Consider the following 20793-nt stretch of genomic DNA (forward strand, 5'->3'; position numbering starts at 1 on the left):
CCCCTTTAATTATCATTTTAATTTATTGATTCTATCCCTTTTACTTACAATATCTGTTACTCTCACACCGAAGTTTTCATCTATAACGACTACTTCACCTTTCGCTATTAGCCTACTATTCACTAAGATATCAACTGGTTCTCCAGCTAATTTATCTAATTCTATAACTGAACCAGTACCTAGTTCTAATATATCTTTAACCGTTTTAGTTGTACTACCTAACTCAACTGTCACCTCTAACGGTATATCTAATAACATATCTAAATTTTTTGTTTCTGTTGTCGCTATCGGCTCTTCCTTAAATTCCATAAAGCTTGCTGTTTGCACTTGATGGTTCTCCATCGGTTGTCTTATTTCTGAATGTTGTTCTACCTGTTGTTCATTACTAAACGGCAAGTCATTAGGAACATTTTGTTGTGTAGTATTTACACTTTCTGTGGAAGGTGTAGGAATAGAAGCTTCTTCATGATTATCAATTTCCTCATCTACATGCATCAGATCTCCAACCAGATTTTTCACAAAATCAATTGGCATTAACTGCATAATTTCAGAATCTATTAGGTTCCCGACCTTTAAGCGAAAAGCTACCTTAACAATTAAATTTTCATGATTAATCGTACTAGTTCCTTCTCCTTCTAGTACGTTTAATAACTCGATACTTGGTGGTGAAATATCAACTCGTTTATTAAAAATAGACGATAAAGAAGTAGCAGCAGAACCCATCATTTGATTCATTGCTTCTTGTACAGCACTAAGTTGTATTTCATCCATCTTTGTTGCTGGGTTTATACCATTACCACCTAGCATAAGATCAGCAATTATATTTGCATCACTTTGTTTTATGACAAGAATATTAATCCCCGAAAATCCAACTGTATATTTAACTTGTATTGCAACATATGGATGTGGAAATTCATCTTCTATTTTGGAATTATCAATAATGGAAACAGTTGGTGTCGTAATTTCCACTTTATGATTCAGTAATGTGGAAAGTGCTGTGGCAGAACTGCCTAAAGAGATATTCCCTATCTCCCCTATAGCGTCTTGTTCCATTTCGTTTAAATAATCATTCACATCTATAGTTGTTTTATCTTCTTGAACATAATCGAGTGTCTCGCCACGTAATAAAGCATCAATTTCATCTTGAGAGAGCATATCACCAGCCATCTTCCTCATTCCCCTCCTTTATCTCCTCTAATATCTGCACAGCCATACGTTTATTTTTAGTCCCAGCTTGACCAAGGAACTTCGGCTTGTTTCCAATTTTCACAACCATCGGAGCGTTAATATTAGCATTTAATTCGATAACATCCCCTAAGGATAAAGATAGAAAATCAGCAACCGATATATTGGAAGATCCTAATTCTGCAATAATTTCTAATTTTGCTTCTTTGATTTTTTTCTCTAGTAGTACTGCTTCTTCAGGATTGATTACCTTATCCATATCCTCCATCCAATAGTGAGCTGATAATTTTGGAATTACCGGTTCTAATAATACATGAGGAATACAAATATTAATCATACCACTTGTTTCTCCAACAGTGGCATTCATCGAAATTACTACTACTGTTTCGTTAGGAGATACTACATGAAGAAACTGAGGATTTACTTCAATCTCCAATAAAATAGGATCTATTTCAATTAGTGATGACCATGCTTCTTGCAAATAATCAAGAGTTCGATCAAATAAGTTCTTCATTAACTTCATTTCAATTTCTGTTAAATTATCGATCTTATTATAATTTGTACCTTTACCACCGAGAATACGATCAAGCATTGTATATCCCAGATTAGGATGAACTTCCATAATCATTCGTCCTTCTAATGGTGGTATTTCAATTACATTTAATATCGTCATATGTGGTACGGAACGAATATACTCCTCATATGGAATTTGATCGACAGATGCAACACTAATATTGATATATGTTCTCAGCTGACTCGAAAAGTAAGTAGTCAGTAATCGGGCATAATTGTCATAGATTCTCGTTAAGTTCCGAATTTGATCTTTCGAAAATCTTAACGCCCGTTTGAAATCATATACTTTGACTCTTCTTTCTGATTCATCCTTCTTGAGATCCTCTGCGGACATTTCTCCAGTAGAAATTGCAGATAAGAGTGCATCAATTTCATTTTGAGATAAAATTTCATCGTTCATAACCACACCCCCTTTTTCAATTGTTATTTTTCACTTAAGAAATGACATAGGAGGTGATATAAACTTGAATCACTTTACCTTGTTGCATTAGTTCATTAATTTTAGATTCTACCTTTTCCTGAAGCATTTCCTTCCCATCTTTCCCTGCTAAATCAGATACATTCATTTCTGAAAGCTCAGAAATTATCAAGTTATTTACTTGAAATTCACGTTTTTCCAATTCTTCTTTCGCTTTTTTACCATCCGTTTGAACTTTAAAAGATATTTTCACAAAATCTCCGTTTTTCAAGTTTGTTGTTATTTCAGGAATATCGACGGAAACTTTTAATATATCGTCTATTGTCGGTTCATCATTTGAATTTTTCTCATCTAATTTCAAGTAGACAATTAAGGCTAGCCCACCAAGCAGCAAGATGGCTGTTAATAGGACAATCATAGTTGTTGCTACATTTTTATTCATCTTTTTCAACCCCCAGTTTCTTGCTGCTAAGCAGGTTAATTCTATTATAGAAATCAACAATACGTTCTTGTAATACCTCAACTGATTCCGCAACGATATATTTTTTACCATTTGTTAATGTGATGGTCGTATCCGGAAAAGATTCTACTGTTTCTATATATAAGGCATTAATTTGAAAGGATTTACCGTTCAATCTCGTTACTTTTATCAAAATTAAGCCAAAGCCGAGCTCATTGTCTCAGCTTTGTCCCCTCCCTTAGACTAACGTTTTAAATTAATTAACTCCTGTAGTATTTCATCTGAAGTTGTAATAATTCTTGTGTTAGCTTGAAAACCACGTTGTGCCACAATCATTTCAGCAAATTCTTCCGAAAGATCGACGTTAGACATTTCTAATGATCCAGAAACTACCGAACCTGCGCCTTCTATCCCTGGGGTCAAATAAGTAGCAGCTCCAGAGCTTGCTGTTTGTGCAAACATGTTCTCTCCTACTTTTTGCAAGCCTCCATTGTTTGCAAAACGAGCGATTGCTATGGAATAGGAAGTTGTATATAAATCTCCTTCCTTAATTAAATCTAATTGCATTGCATGAATATAATCAATCGCGTCCTTTGTATCGGTAACATTCGTTCCAGCAGTAGCTGCTTGTGTTGCTACTCCATTATTAATTGCTAATGCTGCTATTCCTGCATCAATAATAGCTTGTTCATTTGCTGTTGTAGGAGATCCTTGATAAGTATTAAAAGCATTATCGATACTAGTAAATGCACTTTGAACTTGATTTATGGAGTTAATCATATCCGTAATGGCAGTTTCTGCATTAGTTGCCCTTGCTAGTGCATCATTAGCTGCCGTAATTTCTCTAGGATCACCGTTTGCTTGTGCAATTGCTAATAAATTTTCTGCTTCAACAGTTAGTAATTTTGCTTCTTCTTGAGCATCATTTGCTATCAGTTCAAATTGCTCTGTTAACTTAGCAAGTGAATCGACATGTTTTTTGGATGTTGGATCATCAATTAAGTTTTTTGTAGTAGCAACTATTGTTCCGATTATCTCTTGTGCCTTATCTATCGAAGTTAATGGTGAACTTTTGATAAAGCTGATTTTTCCATCCTGGGAAATACTAAAGCTTTGTACCTCTTGAATGTTTCCTCCATTAATAGAGATTGGTTGCAAGTCTCCTGTTGAAGGGTTCGTAGCTAACACATACTGTCCCGCTCCCGTCACCACATATCCCTCACTATTTAAATATAAGTTACCTGCACGTGTATAATAGGTAGAAGTTTGGAAAAATGACTCACCACTCGGTGTTCCTTCGGCAACAACTAAATATCCATCCCCTTGAATTGCGACATCCAAAACTCTACCGGTAGTTTGTAAACTACCTTGTGTATCAATAGTATCGATAGTTGCAAGTTGAGAACCTAAACCAACTTGTTGTGGATTAACTCCACCTTTTCCAGCAGTAGGTGCACTTGCACTGGAGATTGTTTGACTTACCATATCTTTAAATGTTACACGACCTTTTTTAAAGCCGTATGTATTTACATTTGCAATATTATTACCTATTACATCTAGTTTCGTTTGGAAATTTTTCATTCCTGTAATTCCAGCATACATCGATCGAATCATGTGAATACCCCTTCCTTTTTTTGCCACGTCTATCGGTCAGTGGCAAGCAACTTCCTTTTAGGTCCAGTTGCATCTTTGATTTAATTCATTACAATTGTTCCATCAATATTTGTAAAAATTTGATTTTCGGCTTCCTGTCTATCCATCACTGTAATTACGGTATTATTTTTTGCACTTACGATTAATGCAGCATTTTCAAGCAAAACAAGGGAATCATTCACACCTTTTCGTTTTGCTTCCACAACCTTTTCACCTATCTCATTCCAAATTTCTGGTTTTATTGTTATATCCCGTTCTATCATTCGTTTTCCAGCATGTTTACTAATTGTAAGTGATGAGTGATGTTTTTGAGCTGTCTCTAAATATTGAGAGAAGCTTACATTTTGGGATGTGTGTTGTTTACTTACTTTCTTAGAAAATGGATGAATAGTGGTTGGTTGAGACGGGAGTTTATGAATAATATGATTTCCCATACATCACTTCATCCTTTCCTAACCTATTTTTGTAATTTGATTTGTTGAGATGGAATCTCCATTTTCCGTTTGTAACATTATCTTTCCATTTTGCTGTGATACGGATTGGATAATTGCATTAACGGTTTCTTTACCATCTAACCAAGACACATTTTTCCCGATTAAAGCACTAGCTCTAATTAATGGTGTCTCATACGTGCTATCATGAACTTGAGATATATTGGCTGGTGAAAGTTCTAATCCATCTTCTGTGAAAAATTTCACTGTGTCACCCACAAATTGAACAGATTGAATTACACCTTTTCCTTCCAAAATATTCGGTTGTTCCGAATTTCCTCCCTCATTCACCATATGCCAAGTAACTTCTTTACCAACAAACTTACTATAAGAGATTAGGCTCGATTGTGTTTCAGCTTGAACTAGTTTCTCTATTGCCTGATTCATATTTGTCATTTGCTCAAGAGATGAAAAAGTAGCCATTTGTGCAATAAACTCTTTATCTTGCATTGGGTTCATTGGATCTTGGTTTTGAAGCTGGACCATTAATAATTTTAAAAAGTCATCTTTCCCAAGAACATCATTACCTGTCTTCACTTCTCTTTTCTGATAAGAAGAGGATAAAAATAAATTTGGATCTATTGAATTTGTCATATTTCGTTACACCTCCGTTTCAAATAAAAGTGAATGTAATGTTTCTATAAAACTATTTCGAGATTCTTTTGATTCTTCAACCATACTATCTTGATTTTCTTGATGGTGTTGCTGCTCATTATGTCTCTCTTGGTTCAAATAGTTTAGTTGTTCTTGTTGACTAAGATTAATTTCAATTTTATCAATAGCAATGTTTTGCTGAGCAAAAGCCTGTCTCAAATGATGAATTTGCGAATCAAGCATTTCTTTCGCATTTTTCGTTGTCGTCAAAATTCTTGCCATCATCATCCCATCACGCTGTAATAATTCTACTCGCATTGATCCTAATTGCTCAGGATATAGTCTGATGAGTAATTTTGATGAAAATGGTCCTTGTGAGAAATTGGACTTCGCTAGAATATTAGAAAATTCCCTCACGAATGAACGCATAGTAGTTTGCTCATCGATTTTCCCATTTTGTTGAACTAAAATTGTCTCTAAGTTCAAACTTACAATAGTATTATTGATCGATTCTACTCGCATATTAGCATTAGTTTGATCTTGGACTATTACCGATCTTCTCGGTAATATTTGTGACAATGGTTGCTTGTAAAGATTATGATTCTCTTGTTCTTTCCATAAGGAATTTAATTCATTATTATTCTGATGTTTCATTTTGTTATCCGATAACTGAAGTCGTGTCAGAAATTCATCCATTTCTAACTGGAACTCTTCTATTTTAGTTCGTTCCAATACATCCAACTTAATATTTGTAAGTAGTGTCGTTAATTCTTTTCCTATTTCCAATAACGGCATTACATTTTTAGCGAGTTTAGAGTTCATCTCGTCTATATTAATGTCATTTAAAACTTGCAAAATACTAGTAGCAACAGATATAAAGTCATGATTTTCAATCTGAATTTCAGTATTTGTTTCTGTTTTTAACCCGTTTAATAACTCTAGTAAATCTTTTTGTATCTCAGGATATAATTCAGTTAATTTTGAATCCAATGGGGACATTTGCAAACCTACTGCTCCAAGTAAGTCCTCTGAATTTCCGTCTTTGATAGCTTTTCCATCATCTTTTTCTGCATGTGAATGAATCATTTTTTTACTTTGTTCTAAAGGACCTTCTAACTTAGAGTAAGATTGCAATTCCTTTTGGAAATCCTCATTACTTGTTTTTTTATTACTAGTATGGAATGTTTGAACACTAGGTTCTATCAATGCTACTTTCACTGTATGCTTCACCCCCCTTCAAGTAACTTCCTACTCATTCCATATCTACAGACATCATTTCAAAGAATTTCGCTGCATCTTTCGGAGGCATTTTTTCCATGATTTTGGCTAATGATTCTGTACTAATATTGGACAAAATCTTTAATGCCTCTTTTTCATCCATTTCTAAAATAATCGGTGCAACACTTTTTGGAGACATAGCCTCATAAGTTGATACTACTTCTTTAAAGGCTCGCCTTTGTTCATCTTTTATTTGTTGGAGTTCATTAATTTGTTTTTGCAACTCTTCTTGCTGTTTTATTTGCTCTTCAATTTTCAAATCTTTATTATCCAATTGAACCTGTAATTGACTGATTTGTGCTTCTTTATTTTCTATTTCCGCATCAAGATGAATTATTTTCTGCTCGTATTCCGATATATTCTCTTCGTTACTTTCTTTTTGTACGAGAGGAATTTTTTCAGACCATTCCTTCACTTGTTCGAAAACATTTACGCCTGCAACCGATGCAATCAGTACTCCAATAAAGATGGCAAATAATAGCGGAATTAAAAACCAATAAATAAATCTTTGAAAGAATGTAATTTGTTTTTCCTCTTCTTGATTTTTCAAGGCTTTATCCACTTTATCACCTATCTTTCTCCTCGATGAAAGTATTGCTGTGAAGCAAATTCATCAAGGCGGATATTTTCAATCTTATCGACCATTTTTAAATAGTATTTATAACTTTTTTCTTTCATTTTTTCATATTTTTTCATTTCAATATTACTTTCTTTTAATTGTTCTTCTCTGAAATTCATTGTATTTCTTGCATTAATAACAAGTCTTTGATAATGGTCAATTGTTTTCTGTAGGTTTAAAAGGAACGACTGATTATGCCTGATTTCCATAACAGAAAGACCTGTAGAAATCTGTTGTAATTGTAATTTCTCTAAATCTTCCTTTTTTTTCAGGAGTTCAAATAGCTTTTCAGCATATACTTCAAATTTTTGAACAGACTCTTGATATTTGCTAAAAGCTTCATCTTTCTCTCGTTCTTTTAAATCTAGTATTTTTTGAAATTTAAAATTGTAGGTCAATTTATCTCACCTGTTTCTATTAAACGAATCAAAGCATTAATACTACCTGATAAGGAAACAGCATCATCTGTCTCTTGCTTCAAGAATGAAATTAAATTTGGATATGCTTGAATTGCTGCGTCAATTTCTTTAGATGCACCACGTTTATATGCTCCAATATTAATTAAATCCTCTGAATTCATATACGTGCTCAACAAATCACGAAACTTCTCGGCTGCATACCGATGTTCTTTACTAGACAGATGATTCATTAATCTACTTACACTTTTTAATACATTAATAGCAGGATACTGTCCTTTATTTGCCAATTCTCTGTCAAGTACAATATGTCCATCTAAGATCCCTCTAACTGCATCTGCGATAGGTTCATTCATATCGTCACCGTCTACCAAAACTGTATAAAAGGCAGTTATCGAGCCTTTCTCATTAGTCCCCGTTCTTTCTAATAGACGAGGCAATATCGAAAAAACGGAGGGTGTATAGCCTTTAGTTGCTGGTGGTTCTCCAATCGCTAATCCAACCTCTCTTTGTCCCATCGCAACCCTTGTTACCGAATCCATCATAAACATTACGTCATGTCCCTTATCACGAAAATACTCTGCAATGGCAGTAGCAGTAAATGCACCTTTTATTCTCATTAGCGCAGGCATATCAGAGGTAGCTGCAATTACTACTGATTTTTTTAGACCTTCAGGACCTAAATCTCTTTCGATGAACTCTCTTACTTCACGACCACGTTCGCCGATTAATGCAATGACATTAATATCAGCCTTTGTATTACGAGCAATCATTCCTAAAAGTGTACTCTTACCAACACCACTACCAGCAAATATTCCTAATCTTTGTCCTTTCCCAACCGTTAATAAACTATCGATTGTTCGAACACCGACTTCTAATTTTTCTGATATGGGTGGCCTTTTTAACGGACTTGGTGGGTTTCGATCAATAGGCGTAGTTTTCATTCCAACTGGCAATGTAAAATCATCCATTGGTTCACCTAATGAATCTACAACTCTACCTATTAGTTCAGGTCCTACTTTAATTTGGAGAGAGCTCGATGTTGCTTCAACAAGACTGCCGGGAGCTACTTCCTGTATATCTGAATAAGGCATAAGTATGATAGATTGCTCCTTAAAACCAACTACTTCAGCTAATATTTTTTTGTCCTTTCTCTTTCCGCCTGCATGAATGATACATACATCCCCTATTTTGCAATCTGGTCCTTGTGATTCCAGCATTAATCCAACCACTTTACTTACTTTCCCATATCTTTTGAAAGTATCAATATTATTCATGTATGGAATTAGGTTATTTGCCTTCATGCTTCATTACCTTCTAGTAAATGTAGTAATGCTTCTTTTAATTCGATTAATTGAGTTGAAAGAGATGCATCAATCCTGCCTTTATCGGATTCAATTAAACATGTGAATTCTTCAAGTTCGGCATTAGGATATATAAAACACTGTGTATTATGTGGGAATACAGCTTCTAATTCTTTTTTTTCTGCAAGTAAGGATTCATACTGAGCAGGATGAACATGAATTTGAATCTCTTTATATTCACGTACTTCCTTAAGTGCACTCGTCACAATAGGTATAAATTTTTGTTTATCTTCCATTAAACTTGTTCGCATTATCTTTTCTGATGCAGCAATCGCAATTTCTAATATTGATTTCTCAGCTTGTTCCACATGTTCTACAAATGCAGTCTTTGAACTTTCAACAATTTGCTGTGCATGACTGATAAGATCTACATACTCTTCGTATCCACTTGCTTGACCATCTTTCTTACCATTCTCGAAGCCCTCTGCATAGGCTTTTTCTGCTAGTATTTTCTTTTCAGATTCCCAATCTGCTTTTTCTTTTTCTATTTGTTTCATCATTTCTTGTACTTGAAGTTGTGCTTGTTGTACCATTTGCCTTGCTTCGATATCAGCATTTTGAAGGATTCTCTCTCTTTCTTCTTCAAGTAATGAGTTGGAATTCGCGTCTTCACTCACCGACTCTTCTATAAAAACATTCTTCAAAGCAATAATCTTAGAGTTTGAAGGATTTATAGGTGTCATTTGCCGTTTAATAAGCCTAGACAATTATGTCATCTCCTCCACCACGGGCGATGATGATTTCTCCAGTATCCTCTAGTCTACGAATAATGCTAACGATTTTCATTTGTGCTTCTTCTACATCTCGTAGCCTAACTGGTCCCATATACTGTAATTCTTCTTTAACCGTCTCCACCATACGGGAGGACATATTGCGAAATAGAATTTCTTTCACTTCTTCACTTGAAATTTTTAGTGCTAACAATAAATCTTCGTTATCACATTCCCGAATTACACGCTGGATAGAACGATTGTCCAATGTAACGATATCTTCAAAGACAAACATTCGCTTTTTAATTTCTTCTGCTAATTCAGGATCTTCAATTTCAAGTGCATCTAATATCGTTTTCTCCGTTGCTCTATCGACTCCATTTAGTACTTCTACAACAGATTCAATACCACCGGTTTGTGTATAATCCTGTGTTACAGTAGCAGATAATTTTTCTTCCAATATTGCTTCTACTTCACTGATTACCTCTGGAGATGTTCGATCCATGATTGCAATTCTCTTGGCAATATCTGTTTGCATTTGTTGTGGTAATTCAGATAATATCTGTCCAGCTTTTTCTGGCTCTAAATATGAAAGTATCAAGGCAATTGTTTGCGGATGCTCGTTTTGAATAAAGTTTAATATTTGGCTAGCATCCGCTTTTCTCGCAAAATCAAATGGTCGTACTTGTAGTGAAGAGGTAAGTCGGTTAATAATAATCGACGCTTGTTCGGGACCTAATGCCTTTTCCAACACTGTCTTTGCATAGCCAATTCCACCTTGTGAAATATAATCTTGCGCTATAGCGATATTATGGAATTCTTCCAATACTTCCTCTTTCGATTGTGAATCAACTTTTCTTACATTCGAAATTTCTAATGTTAATTTTTCCATTTCTTCTTCTGATAAATGCTTATAGACAGACGAGGCGACATCTGGGCCTAATGAAATTAGTAAAATTGCCGCTTTCTGTTTTCCAGTTAAGCCTTTATTTGCCAATTAGCACCCCTCCTATTCCTCCGCTAACCAAGTACGAAGTAATTTAGCAAATTCATCTGGTTGCTCTTTCGCGAGTTTTTCCAATTGATTTTTGCGCAGTTCTGCTTCTGTTACGATAGGATTATTTAAATCTGGTATTTCGATTGGGTCATCTTCTAATTCTTCAACTTCATACAGCTCTTCTTCTGAAACTACATCTCGTTTTCGTTTCATCATTAAATAAATAATGACACCGATTAGTATTAAAAGTAGGCCGGCCATCGCATACACCAACCAAGGCATTTTATTATTAGGTGTTTCCGTCATCTCCACCTTGCCATTAAATGGTTGTACAGAAACTGCAATCTTCTCTTGGATCGCTTCATCTGAAATATCTGTTCCTGATTCTTTATCAATCGATGTCCTGATGATAGTTGATAATAGTTGTTGTATATCCTGTTTTCTTGCCTCAGGAAATGAATTCATATCATCTGGATTTGGTGGTTCCACCATCACTTGGATTCCAAGATCTCTTATTTTATAAGGACTTCCAACAATCTCTTTTCTGATTCGATTTATTTCATTATTGATAATTTCTTCCGTTCTCTCATAATCACCATTACCATTGGTTCCTTCTAGATATTGACCATTATTTGGATCTGTTTCATCACCGGTAGGAGGAATTCCTCCAGCCATATCTCCACTTCCTGTATATGTCTCTGTGATACGTTGAGCACTTATAGCAATACCTTCCATATTTTCCTCATCAACAGGTAGTACTAAATTTTCTTCACGATTTTCTTGAGTGAAGTCTATATCAGCAGTTACGGATGTAACTACTTTATTAAAACCCATTAATGTACCAAGCATATTCTGTACTTGGCGTTGGATATCTCGTTCAATTTGTTTTTTTATTTGCATTTGTTGAGTAAACCCATTATCCGCATATTGTTGCTCATTTAGATCGAAGTACTCTAAATACTGATTACGAATAACAATATTATCAGTCGGTAGGTTAGGAACACTTTTGGACACTAGATGATACAATGACTTGATTTGTTTTTCATCGAAGCTATGTCCTGGTTTGGTATGCAATATAATAGATGCAGAAGCAAATTCATTAGCGTCACTGAGAAATACACCTTTTTCTGGCAGAGTTATCATTACTTTTGCCTGATCAATTCCTTCAATACTTCTCATCAGTTCTGCTAACTCTGTTTGTGTGGCCTCTAACTTCATTACATTAAATTCATTATCTGTCATACCAAAACCAGCATTATTAGCAAAGAAAGAATAATCAATATTACCTGATTCTGGTACACCCTCTGCAGCAAGTTCAACTAGGAGAGTTTCTACATTTTCTTTTGGGACTTTAATGGTTGTACCACCATTGGATATCTCTGATTGAATCCCTTTAGCATCTAGACTCTCTTTAATAGTTCCTGTCTCAGAAGGAGTCAAATTTGTATATAATGGAACTAATCTTGGTTTAGATACAAAATAAAAAATGCTAGCAATTAAAATAAGGGAAACAACTATCGAACCAATAATAATTATTTTTTGATTTCCAGTTCTGTTTGACCAATATTCTTTCAAACTAGCAATTTTATTGTTTATATTCTCTTTCATTTATAAACCCCTTACCAAATAGCATGCACTCATCAAACTTGCATCCTCATCATTTCTTGATATGCTTCCACCGCTTTATTGCGCACTTCCATCGCTAATTGCAATGAAATGGATGCCTTTTGTGCAGTGATCATCACATCATGTAGTTCAATTTTTTCGCCTTTAATTAATTTTTCTGTCGCAATATCTGATTGCACCTGTGCATCGTTCACATTGTTAACAGCTGCTTTTAATATTTCATTGAAACTAACCTGTGATTTTTTTGATAACTGGTTACTGTTATTATTTAGATTAATGGGCTGTAAGTTTGCGATACTAACACTGTTAATAGCCAACACGAATCCTCCTTTTACTTACCGATTTGCAAAGCTTTCACATACATAGATTTCGTTGCATTAAGTACTGTAACATTTGCTTCATAAGATCTTGTTGCACTTATTAAATCAACCATTTCTCTCAATGGATCTACATTAGGTAACTGTACATATCCTTCATCATTCGCATCAGGATGAGAAGGATTATATTCAAGTCGGTACGGAGAATCATCTTCCACTATGTTTGATACTCGTACACCATTTAAATTGTTTTTATCATTTTGGTTACCTCTAACAGATTGTAGTACAGAAGCAAATGATTGCTCATTCGGCTCCATCACAACCATTTTCCTTGTATAAGGTTGCCATTCTCCATTTACAAGTTTCCCTCTTGTTGAATCAACATTTGCCATATTTGAAGAAATAACATCCATTCTTAGGCGTTGTGCTGTTAATGCTGATGATGTAATACCCATACTCTGAAAAAGAGACATCCTACCTACCTCCTTTTATGACATTCTGAAGAGTTGAGAATTTCCCATTAATTCTTTCTACTAATGCTTGATAGTAAATTTGATTCGTTGCAAGATCCGACATTTCCTTATCTATATCGACATTATTTCCGTTGTGGTGGTACTGCCAATTGGTAGAAGTTTGGATAGTAGGACTGCTGTTTTTAATGGAGATTGGGAAGTGACGAGGATCGCTTCTATAAGTATCGATATGTTTAGTTGAATCAGCAAGAACTTCTTTAAAACTAACTGTTTTCTTTTTGTAATTAGGCACATCTACATTCGCAATATTTTGCGCAATTGTTTTATTCTTTAATGCAGAATAATCTAATCCTTTTTCAAGTAAGCTAATATTGTTTGAAAATAAATTCAATATTTAACACCACCGTTTTTTTACATTACGAAATTAATACAAATAATCACCTTATATATATTTCATTACACATTCATTACACATCTATCTCATTGTATTATTTTTGTCATATTTCGTCTATATATGTCGGACCGAATTTGTGACAATCTTGTCCAAATTATAGAAAATAGTACTTTAGACACCCATATTTTTAGCGCTTTTTGCCCACAAAACAAAGAAAAAGTTACCAGACTAAAGTCCAGTAACTTTTATTATTGCTATACTATTTAATTATTTAATTAGACTTTAACTTATCAAGTTCTTGTAGGAATTTAGAATTTAGGACTTTTATATATGTACCTTTCATCCCAAGTGAACGTGATTCGATTACTCCAGCACTTTCAAGCTTTCTCAATGCATTAACAATTACGGAGCGTGTAATTCCTACACGATCTGCAATTTTTGATGCTACTAATAATCCTTCGCTGCCATTCAACTCTTCAAAAATATGTTCAATAGCTTCTAATTCACTATACGATAGTGAGCTAATCGCCATTTGTACAACAGCTTTACTTCTAGCCTCTTCCTCAATTTCTTCTGCTTTTTCACGAAGAATTTCCATACCTACTACTGTTGCACCATATTCTGCTAAGATTAAATCATCATCTTGGAAGTTTTCCTCAAGACGAGAAAGTAGAAGTGTGCCTAGACGTTCACCGCCTCCAATAATAGGTACGATTGTTGTTAAACCATTGCTAAATAAATCTTTGTTTTCTACAGGGAACGCTGTATACTCACTATCCACTCCGATATTAGAAGATGTTTCTGTAATGTTAAATAGACTCTTCGTATACTCTTCAGGAAATTGTCTTTCTTCGAGCATTTTTTTCATTCTTTCATTTTCAATTTGTTGATTTACAGCGTAACCAATTAATTTTCCACGACGACTAAGAATGAAAATGTTCGCATTAATCACCTGACTTAGAGTTTCTGACATTTCTTTAAAATTAACCGGTTTTCCTGCAGCTTTTTGGAGCATTGCATTAATTGTTCTTGTTCTTGATAATAATTCCATTAGATTTCCTCCTAATATTATTCTATATAAACGATAATCAGTAGTTTGATTTTTAATTAATTAGAATTCTCAGTAATATCTTACCCTGATAATTTTGATTTAAAACATTATAAGATAAATTGACTCAAATCTTTATCTTTAGAAATCGCATTTAGTTTTTCATCCACATAAGCACGTGTTATTTTCACTAGCTCCAATGTAACATCGGGCGCTTCAAACGATAAGTCTTCTAGTAATTTTTCCATGATAGTGTGCAATCTTCTAGCACCGATATTATCTGTCTCCTGATTAACATTAAACGCTATTTCAGCAAGTCTGTGAATAGCATCGTCAGAAAATTCGATTTGTATACCTTCTGTTGCCATTAATGCTATGTATTGCTTAATTAATGCATTATCTGGCTCAGTTAAAATACTCACAAAATCTTCCACAGATAATTTCTCTAGTTCCACTCTAATAGGAAAACGACCTTGAAGTTCCGGAATCAAGTCAGAAGGTTTCGAAATATGAAATGCGCCTGCACCAATAAATAGAATATGATCTGTTTTCACTGGTCCGTATTTTGTAACTACAGTGGAACCTTCGATGATTGGAAGAATATCACGTTGGACCCCTTCTCTCGATACATCCGCAGAAGATGATGAATTACCTTTACTTGCAATTTTATCGATCTCATCGATAAAAATAATACCTGTTTGCTCTGCTCTTCTAATTGCCGTTTGAGAGACTTCATCCATATCAATTAGTTTCTGAGCTTCATCATTCGTCAATACAACTCTTGCATCTTTAACAGGCAATTTTCTTTTTTTCTTTTTTTTCGGCATTAGACTACTGAAAGCATCCTGCATGTTCATGCCCATTTGTTCCATACCAGATCCTTGTAACATATCGAACATAGAAGGTTGTTGTTCTTCCACTTCTACTTGTACAATTGAATCTTCTAATTCGCCATTTGCAAGTTTTTCAGCAATAACTCTTCGACGGTCTCTTAAGTTCATTTCTTCTTGAGAGCTTTGATCATCTTGTTCCTGCTGTTGATTACCAAATATCATCTCAAATGGATTTTTAAAGCTTTCTGACTTCTTCTTAGCTGGTACTAATAATTCCACCAGTCTGCTATTAGCTTGTTTCTCTGCTTGACTTCTTACTTCTAACATCTTTTCTTCTTTTACAATTCGTACAGATGTCTCCATTAAATCGCGTACCATTGATTCCACATCTCTACCCACATAGCCTACTTCTGTAAATTTAGTGGCTTCGACCTTTACAAACGGAGCACCAACTAGTTTTGCCATGCGTCTAGCAATTTCTGTTTTACCTACTCCGGTAGGACCAATCATAAGAATGTTCTTAGGTATGATCTCATCTCTTAAATTCGGATCAAGCTTTCCACGGCGATATCGATTTCTGAGTGCAACAGCAACAGCTCTTTTCGCCTCTTTCTGTCCAATAATATATTGATCAAGTTTCTCAACGATTTGGCGTGGAGTCATATTTAACCCCTTTATTTCAGTTACCAAATTGTCCCCTCCTTTGATATAAATAAAAGATTGGGTTACATTCCTTTGAGTTAAAGTTCTTCAACAATAATGTTTCTATTTGTGTACACACAAATATCTGCAGCAATCTCAAGAGAAGCCTTCGCTATTTCTCTCGCAGTTAAATGTTCTCCCGAGTAATGTTTTAGTGCACGTCCTGCAGATAATGCATAATTCCCACCAGAACCAATAGCAAGTATGCCATCATCAGGTTCGATTACCTCACCTGTACCAGAAACAAGTAATAAGTTATCCTTATCCATTACGATTAACATTGCTTCTAGTTTTCGCAATACTTTATCACTACGCCACTCTTTTGCAAGTTCAACAGCGGCACGTTGTAAATTTCCATTGAATTCTTGTAGTCTTCCCTCAAATTTTTCAAACAGAGTAAAGGCATCCGCAACGGATCCAGCAAATCCTGCAATTACTTTTCCATTAAACAATTTCCGTACTTTCTTTGCAGTATGTTTCATCACAACTGCGTTTCCAAACGTCACTTGTCCATCTCCAGCCATTGCACTTTTTCCATCATGTTGAACAGCAAAAATAGTAGTTGCATGAAATTGATCCATAATATCTCCTTCCTGCTCATTATTTTTTAAGCACGTGGGTGATGGTTCATATATGTTTTTCTTAAATGTTCTTTTGTAATATGTGTATATACTTGTGTTGAAGATAAATTATCATGACCAAGTAATTCTTGAACAGTACGCATATCTGCTCCATTATTAAGCATATGAGTGGCAAATGTGTGGCGAAGCATATGGGGATGGATTTTGCCTGTAAGAGCAGCCGATTCGATTATTTTAGAAAGGATATATCGAATCCCTCTAGTAGTTAGTGGTCCACCACGTGAATTTACAAATAAGAAGGTGTGCTTTTCTTTTTCTTGCATTAAAACACTTCTACCTTCTTCAATGTATTTTTGTATAGCTTCATGAGCGAAGCTACCAAAGGGGACATAGCGTTCTTTCCGCCCTTTTCCTTTTACAAGAATAGTTCCAATATCAAAATCAATATCACTTAATTGAATATTAGCACACTCACTAACACGGATTCCTGTTGCATAAAGTAATTCTAGTAAAGCAAGGTCTCGTATTTTTAGTGGTGTTGGTTCCCTACAAACATCAAATAGTAGTTCTAATTCTTCTTCATAAAAAAAGCTTGGGAGTTTCTTTTCTTTTTTCGGCTGAATTACTAATGCAAATGGATTCTCCTTGACAATTTGTTCCCTTAATAGAAATTTATAAAAACTTCGTATACATGATATCTTTCTTGCTGCACTTGCTCTAGATATTTTCTGGTGGTATAGTTCTGTAACGTATAAGCGCGCATTAAAATATTCAACGTCAGTAACAACTATTCCCTCAGCATGTAAAAATAATAAAAATTGTTCTATATCTTTTTTATACGAATTAATCGTATTCTCCGAATAGTTCTTTTCAATTTGCAAGTATTCTATAAAGGAATTTACAAATCCATTAGTAGTCTTATCCATTATTATCCACCTCACAAAGGCTACTAAATATTAACATAATTTAGCAGCCTTTGCAATGAATGTTACAAATTTTTCACAAAGTTTTGAATTATTTCTAGCATTAAGATTATTGAACGGTTTGTTCCTTATAATCGCATTGGACACATTGAACTTGTATACCTTTTTTTAGTTTCTTTTCTACGAGCATATCTTGACATTTCGGACAATGTCTTGCTATAGGTTTATCCCAAGAAAGGAAATCACATTCAGGGTAACGGTCGCAACCATAAAAAATCCTTTTCTTTTTACTTTTCCTTTCAATTACATTTCCTTCACTACATTTAGGGCATTTGACATCAATATGTTTTACAATTGGTTTTGTATTTCTACAATCAGGGAAGTTGCTACATGCCATAAACTTACCGAAACGGCCCATCTTAAACACCATTGGATGCCCGCAATTCTCACAATCTTCTCCTGCAGGTTCATCCTTTATTTCTACTTTCTCCATTTCTTCTTCTGCAACTTTTAACTTTTTCTCAAAACCTTTGTAAAAATCATCAATAATACTTACCCATTCAATCTTTCCTTCTTCAATCTCATCAAGTGACTTTTCCATTTGAGCAGTAAATTCAACATTTATAATTTCAGGGAAAAATTCTACAATCATTTCATGGACAATTTCCCCTAGTTCTGTAGGGATAAATCTTTTGTTATCAAGTGCAACATAGCCACGTCGTTGAATCGTATCAAGAGTAGGAGCAAAAGTGGAAGGTCTTCCAATTCCTAGTTCTTCAAGCGTTTTAACGAGCCTTGCTTCTGTATATCTTGGTGGTGGTTGTGTGAAATGTTGTTTCGGATCCAGTTTTTCTGCTTTTACTATATCACCTTCAACAAGTTCTGGTAACATATTTTCCTTTTCTTCTTGTTGGTCATCCGTTCCTTCAATATATAACTTCATGAAACCATGGAACTTAATTTTCGATCCATTTGCTCGATAATACACTTCACCATTTTTCAAAGTAACTGCCATTGTATCCATAATTGCAGGAGCCATTTGACTTGCAACGAATCGCTCCCATATTAATTTATACAATCTAAATTGATCTCTACTTAAAAATGATTTTACGGAATTTGGTTCCCGTAATGCACTTGTAGGTCTAATTGCTTCGTGAGCATCTTGTGTATTAGCTTGTTTCTTCGCTTTTTGATTACCATTCTTTACATATTGATTACCAAATAAAGAAGATATTACTTCAACAGCTTCGTTTTGTGCTAACTCAGAAATTCTCGTTGAATCAGTACGCATATATGTGATAAGACCTACTGTTCCTTCGTTCCCAAGATCAATACCTTCATATAATTGTTGAGCTAACATCATTGTTTTTTTAGCACGGAAATTTAATTTTCTAGCTGCTTCCTGTTGTAAAGATGATGTTGTAAAAGGTAAGGATGGATTTCTCAATCTCTCTTTCTTCACTACCGATACTACTTCAAATTGATTCCCATTTATTTTTGACATTACAGAATCAACATCTTCTTTTGAACTAAGTTTTGTTTTTTTATTATTAATGCCATAAAAAGCGGCTTGGAAGTTTTCTTTTCCCTTTAAAAACTCAGCATCAATGGACCAATACTCTTCAGGTATAAAATTTGCAATTTCTTTTTCACGATCAATGATTAACCTAACTGCTACAGATTGTACACGACCTGCACTTAAGCCTTTTTTTATTTTTTTCCATAATAAAGGGCTAATATTATAGCCTACAAGTCTATCCAAAATTCTACGGGCTTGTTGGGCATCTACTAAATCCATATTAATTGGTCGTGGATGCTTAAAAGCTTCTTTAACTGCATCTTTTGTAATTTCATTAAAGACTACCCGACAATCTGATTCAGAATTAACACCAAGACTATGAGCAAGGTGCCAAGCAATTGCTTCTCCCTCTCTGTCCGGGTCAGCAGCTAGGTATACTTTTTTCGCTTTTTTAGCAGCTGTTTTAAGTTCCTTTAAAACTGGGCCTTTACCCCTTATTGTAATATATTTTGGTTCATAGTTATTTTCTACATCTACACCCGTTTGGCTTTTCGGTAAATCACGAATATGCCCCATGGATGCTTTCACTCTATATTTTTTTCCTAAATATCGTTCAATTGTTTTCGCTTTAGCTGGCGATTCCACAATTACTAAAAAATCCGACATGCACAATCCTCCTTGAAGGAATTTGAAATCCCTTCTAATGAATCAGAGTAAATACTAAATGGCTCATTTCATTTTGTCAATGAAATGAATTTATACATTAGAAAATTTCGATTACTCGTCATTTGAAAATTTATCCTACTATCCAAGTAATTGCAAGTTTTTTAAATTTTATATTTACTTATTATATCCAATCTTAAAACACATCAGAACATATCTAATTGTAATTCTTCTAGTATATCAGAACTATTTGTGACAAGTTTTGCACCTTGTTGAATTAAGTGGTTCGTTCCTTCTGATAATGTTTCCGTAATAGGACCAGGAATTGCAAATACTTCTCTTCCTGATTCTAATGCCATATCAGCTGTTATTAACGATCCACTTCTTTTCTTCGCTTGAATAACAAGGGTTCCAATTGAAAGACCACTAATAATTCTGTTCCGCATTGGAAAATACCACTTCTCTGGTTTCCATAATGGTGGATACTCTGAAAGAAGTAAATGTTCGCGAGCAATAACATTTGCAAGTTCTTTATTTTCACTCGGATATAAATGAAAGAACCCGCCTCCAAGAATGGCAATCGTTTTTCCTCCGTTTGCAATTGCGCGTTCATGTGCAATTGTATCTGTTCCCTTTGCAAGCCCACTCACAATTACAATATTTTCTTTAATCAATCCAGGTAAAATCATATTAATAGAATGAAATGCCTCTAAACTGGCATCACGTGCTCCTACTACAGCAAGAGCTGGTCGCTCTAGTAAAGTCTTATTACCTATATAAAATAAGCATAAAGGAGGGTTATAAATTTCTTTTAACATATAAGGGTATTCACTATCAAAGTAAGTCATATAATGAATATTTCTAGATTTGTATAGTGATAACAACTTCTTCACATTCACTTTTGAAAATTCTTGCAGAACTAGCTTCATTTTGTCGGAATTTATTTGGAGAATTTG

The 20793-nt window shown here is 34.5% G+C and carries 23 protein-coding genes; all 23 read right to left on the reverse strand.

Features of this window, described 5'->3' with window-relative positions; genetic code table 11:
* Positions 1 to 12 precede the first annotated feature (12 nt).
* The gene (fliY, locus tag ACFPM4_RS03190; RefSeq protein ID WP_382348161.1) at positions 13 to 1167 is read right to left on the reverse strand and encodes a flagellar motor switch phosphatase FliY; all 1155 of its coding nucleotides are present in this window, start codon (positions 1165 to 1167) and stop codon (positions 13 to 15) included.
* Entirely contained in the window at positions 1157 to 2158 is a 1002-nt protein-coding gene (gene fliM / locus ACFPM4_RS03195) for a flagellar motor switch protein FliM (RefSeq protein WP_144920113.1), read from the reverse strand. Before fliM ends, fliY begins: the two co-directional genes overlap by 11 nt.
* A 34-nt stretch (positions 2159 to 2192) precedes the next feature.
* Positions 2193 to 2618 (reverse strand): flagellar basal body-associated protein FliL, encoded by a 426-nt coding sequence (gene fliL, locus ACFPM4_RS03200; protein WP_144920115.1) that lies wholly within the window; start codon positions 2616 to 2618, stop codon positions 2193 to 2195.
* Complete coding sequence (locus tag ACFPM4_RS03205) at positions 2611 to 2829, reverse strand: flagellar FlbD family protein (protein ID WP_144920117.1); 219 nt, start codon at positions 2827 to 2829, stop codon at positions 2611 to 2613. The genes fliL and ACFPM4_RS03205 overlap by 8 nt, the downstream gene beginning before the upstream one ends.
* Positions 2830 to 2879: 50 nt before the next feature.
* Complete coding sequence (locus tag ACFPM4_RS03210) at positions 2880 to 4250, reverse strand: flagellar hook-basal body complex protein (protein WP_382347628.1); 1371 nt, start codon at positions 4248 to 4250, stop codon at positions 2880 to 2882.
* 80 nt (positions 4251 to 4330) lie between these two features.
* A complete protein-coding gene (locus ACFPM4_RS03215; protein ID WP_144920121.1) occupies positions 4331 to 4723 on the reverse strand; it encodes a TIGR02530 family flagellar biosynthesis protein in 393 nt (130 codons plus the stop codon).
* Between the two features lie 18 nt (positions 4724 to 4741).
* Positions 4742 to 5374, reverse strand: coding sequence for a flagellar hook assembly protein FlgD (gene flgD / locus ACFPM4_RS03220; protein WP_144920123.1), 633 nt, complete (start codon positions 5372 to 5374; stop codon positions 4742 to 4744).
* Between the two features lie 6 nt (positions 5375 to 5380).
* On the reverse strand, positions 5381 to 6604 hold the full coding sequence (locus ACFPM4_RS03225) for a flagellar hook-length control protein FliK (RefSeq protein ID WP_382347633.1): 1224 nt from the start codon (positions 6602 to 6604) through the stop codon (positions 5381 to 5383).
* Positions 6605 to 6626: 22 nt separating this feature from the next.
* The gene (locus ACFPM4_RS03230; protein WP_382347636.1) at positions 6627 to 7202 is read right to left on the reverse strand and encodes a MotE family protein; all 576 of its coding nucleotides are present in this window, start codon (positions 7200 to 7202) and stop codon (positions 6627 to 6629) included.
* A 20-nt stretch (positions 7203 to 7222) separates the two neighbouring features.
* Complete coding sequence (fliJ, locus tag ACFPM4_RS03235; protein WP_382347638.1) at positions 7223 to 7669, reverse strand: flagellar export protein FliJ; 447 nt, start codon at positions 7667 to 7669, stop codon at positions 7223 to 7225.
* A complete protein-coding gene (gene fliI, locus ACFPM4_RS03240) occupies positions 7666 to 8991 on the reverse strand; it encodes a flagellar protein export ATPase FliI (RefSeq protein ID WP_382347641.1) in 1326 nt (441 codons plus the stop codon). The genes fliJ and fliI overlap by 4 nt, the downstream gene beginning before the upstream one ends.
* Positions 8988 to 9734 (reverse strand): flagellar assembly protein FliH, encoded by a 747-nt coding sequence (fliH, locus tag ACFPM4_RS03245; protein ID WP_382347644.1) that lies wholly within the window; start codon positions 9732 to 9734, stop codon positions 8988 to 8990. The genes fliI and fliH overlap by 4 nt, the downstream gene beginning before the upstream one ends.
* Positions 9735 to 9750: 16 nt before the next feature.
* Positions 9751 to 10758 (reverse strand): flagellar motor switch protein FliG, encoded by a 1008-nt coding sequence (gene fliG, locus ACFPM4_RS03250; RefSeq protein ID WP_382347647.1) that lies wholly within the window; start codon positions 10756 to 10758, stop codon positions 9751 to 9753.
* A 12-nt stretch (positions 10759 to 10770) separates the two neighbouring features.
* Positions 10771 to 12366, reverse strand: coding sequence for a flagellar basal-body MS-ring/collar protein FliF (gene fliF / locus ACFPM4_RS03255; protein ID WP_382347650.1), 1596 nt, complete (start codon positions 12364 to 12366; stop codon positions 10771 to 10773).
* Positions 12367 to 12398: 32 nt separating this feature from the next.
* Positions 12399 to 12701: a flagellar hook-basal body complex protein FliE gene (gene fliE / locus ACFPM4_RS03260; protein ID WP_382347653.1), complete on the reverse strand. Its 303-nt coding sequence runs from the start codon at positions 12699 to 12701 to the stop codon at positions 12399 to 12401.
* Between the two features lie 14 nt (positions 12702 to 12715).
* Positions 12716 to 13174: a flagellar basal body rod protein FlgC gene (gene flgC, locus ACFPM4_RS03265; RefSeq protein WP_144920142.1), complete on the reverse strand. Its 459-nt coding sequence runs from the start codon at positions 13172 to 13174 to the stop codon at positions 12716 to 12718.
* A gap of 1 nt (position 13175) precedes the next feature.
* Positions 13176 to 13565, reverse strand: coding sequence for a flagellar basal body rod protein FlgB (gene flgB, locus ACFPM4_RS03270; protein WP_382347656.1), 390 nt, complete (start codon positions 13563 to 13565; stop codon positions 13176 to 13178).
* Between the two features lie 274 nt (positions 13566 to 13839).
* The gene (gene codY, locus ACFPM4_RS03275) at positions 13840 to 14619 is read right to left on the reverse strand and encodes a GTP-sensing pleiotropic transcriptional regulator CodY (RefSeq protein ID WP_382347659.1); all 780 of its coding nucleotides are present in this window, start codon (positions 14617 to 14619) and stop codon (positions 13840 to 13842) included.
* A 107-nt stretch (positions 14620 to 14726) separates the two neighbouring features.
* A complete protein-coding gene (gene hslU, locus ACFPM4_RS03280; protein WP_318280857.1) occupies positions 14727 to 16139 on the reverse strand; it encodes an HslU--HslV peptidase ATPase subunit in 1413 nt (470 codons plus the stop codon).
* A 50-nt stretch (positions 16140 to 16189) separates the two neighbouring features.
* Positions 16190 to 16732: an ATP-dependent protease subunit HslV gene (gene hslV / locus ACFPM4_RS03285; protein ID WP_144920147.1), complete on the reverse strand. Its 543-nt coding sequence runs from the start codon at positions 16730 to 16732 to the stop codon at positions 16190 to 16192.
* 26 nt (positions 16733 to 16758) lie between these two features.
* On the reverse strand, positions 16759 to 17658 hold the full coding sequence (xerC, locus tag ACFPM4_RS03290) for a tyrosine recombinase XerC (RefSeq protein WP_382347664.1): 900 nt from the start codon (positions 17656 to 17658) through the stop codon (positions 16759 to 16761).
* 106 nt (positions 17659 to 17764) lie between these two features.
* The gene (topA, locus tag ACFPM4_RS03295) at positions 17765 to 19840 is read right to left on the reverse strand and encodes a type I DNA topoisomerase (RefSeq protein ID WP_382347666.1); all 2076 of its coding nucleotides are present in this window, start codon (positions 19838 to 19840) and stop codon (positions 17765 to 17767) included.
* A gap of 203 nt (positions 19841 to 20043) precedes the next feature.
* A complete protein-coding gene (dprA, locus tag ACFPM4_RS03300; protein ID WP_382347669.1) occupies positions 20044 to 20730 on the reverse strand; it encodes a DNA-processing protein DprA in 687 nt (228 codons plus the stop codon).
* Positions 20731 to 20793: the final 63 nt, after the last annotated feature.

The sequence above is a fragment of the Lederbergia graminis genome (assembly GCF_042655485.1).
In the GTDB taxonomy this organism is placed as follows: domain Bacteria; phylum Bacillota; class Bacilli; order Bacillales; family Bacillaceae_C; genus Lederbergia; species Lederbergia graminis.

Excerpts from the sequence above, each read along its gene's own strand:
- fliM (WP_144920113.1), bottom strand. The coding sequence starts at position 2,158 with ATGAACGATGAAATTTTATCTCAAAATGAAATTGATGCACTCTTATCT.
- fliL (WP_144920115.1), bottom strand. The coding sequence starts at position 2,618 with ATGAATAAAAATGTAGCAACAACTATGATTGTCCTATTAACAGCCATC.
- xerC (WP_382347664.1), bottom strand. The coding sequence starts at position 17,658 with ATGGATAAGACTACTAATGGATTTGTAAATTCCTTTATAGAATACTTG.
- flgD (WP_144920123.1), bottom strand. The coding sequence starts at position 5,374 with ATGACAAATTCAATAGATCCAAATTTATTTTTATCCTCTTCTTATCAG.
- flgC (WP_144920142.1), bottom strand. The coding sequence starts at position 13,174 with ATGTCTCTTTTTCAGAGTATGGGTATTACATCATCAGCATTAACAGCA.
- ACFPM4_RS03215 (WP_144920121.1), bottom strand. The coding sequence starts at position 4,723 with ATGGGAAATCATATTATTCATAAACTCCCGTCTCAACCAACCACTATT.
- fliF (WP_382347650.1), bottom strand. The coding sequence starts at position 12,366 with ATGAAAGAGAATATAAACAATAAAATTGCTAGTTTGAAAGAATATTGG.
- fliY (WP_382348161.1), bottom strand. The coding sequence starts at position 1,167 with ATGGCTGGTGATATGCTCTCTCAAGATGAAATTGATGCTTTATTACGT.
- ACFPM4_RS03210 (WP_382347628.1), bottom strand. The coding sequence starts at position 4,250 with ATGATTCGATCGATGTATGCTGGAATTACAGGAATGAAAAATTTCCAA.
- topA (WP_382347666.1), bottom strand. The coding sequence starts at position 19,840 with ATGTCGGATTTTTTAGTAATTGTGGAATCGCCAGCTAAAGCGAAAACA.
- hslV (WP_144920147.1), bottom strand. The coding sequence starts at position 16,732 with ATGGATCAATTTCATGCAACTACTATTTTTGCTGTTCAACATGATGGA.
- fliI (WP_382347641.1), bottom strand. The coding sequence starts at position 8,991 with ATGAAGGCAAATAACCTAATTCCATACATGAATAATATTGATACTTTC.
- fliH (WP_382347644.1), bottom strand. The coding sequence starts at position 9,734 with ATGACACCTATAAATCCTTCAAACTCTAAGATTATTGCTTTGAAGAAT.
- codY (WP_382347659.1), bottom strand. The coding sequence starts at position 14,619 with ATGGAATTATTATCAAGAACAAGAACAATTAATGCAATGCTCCAAAAA.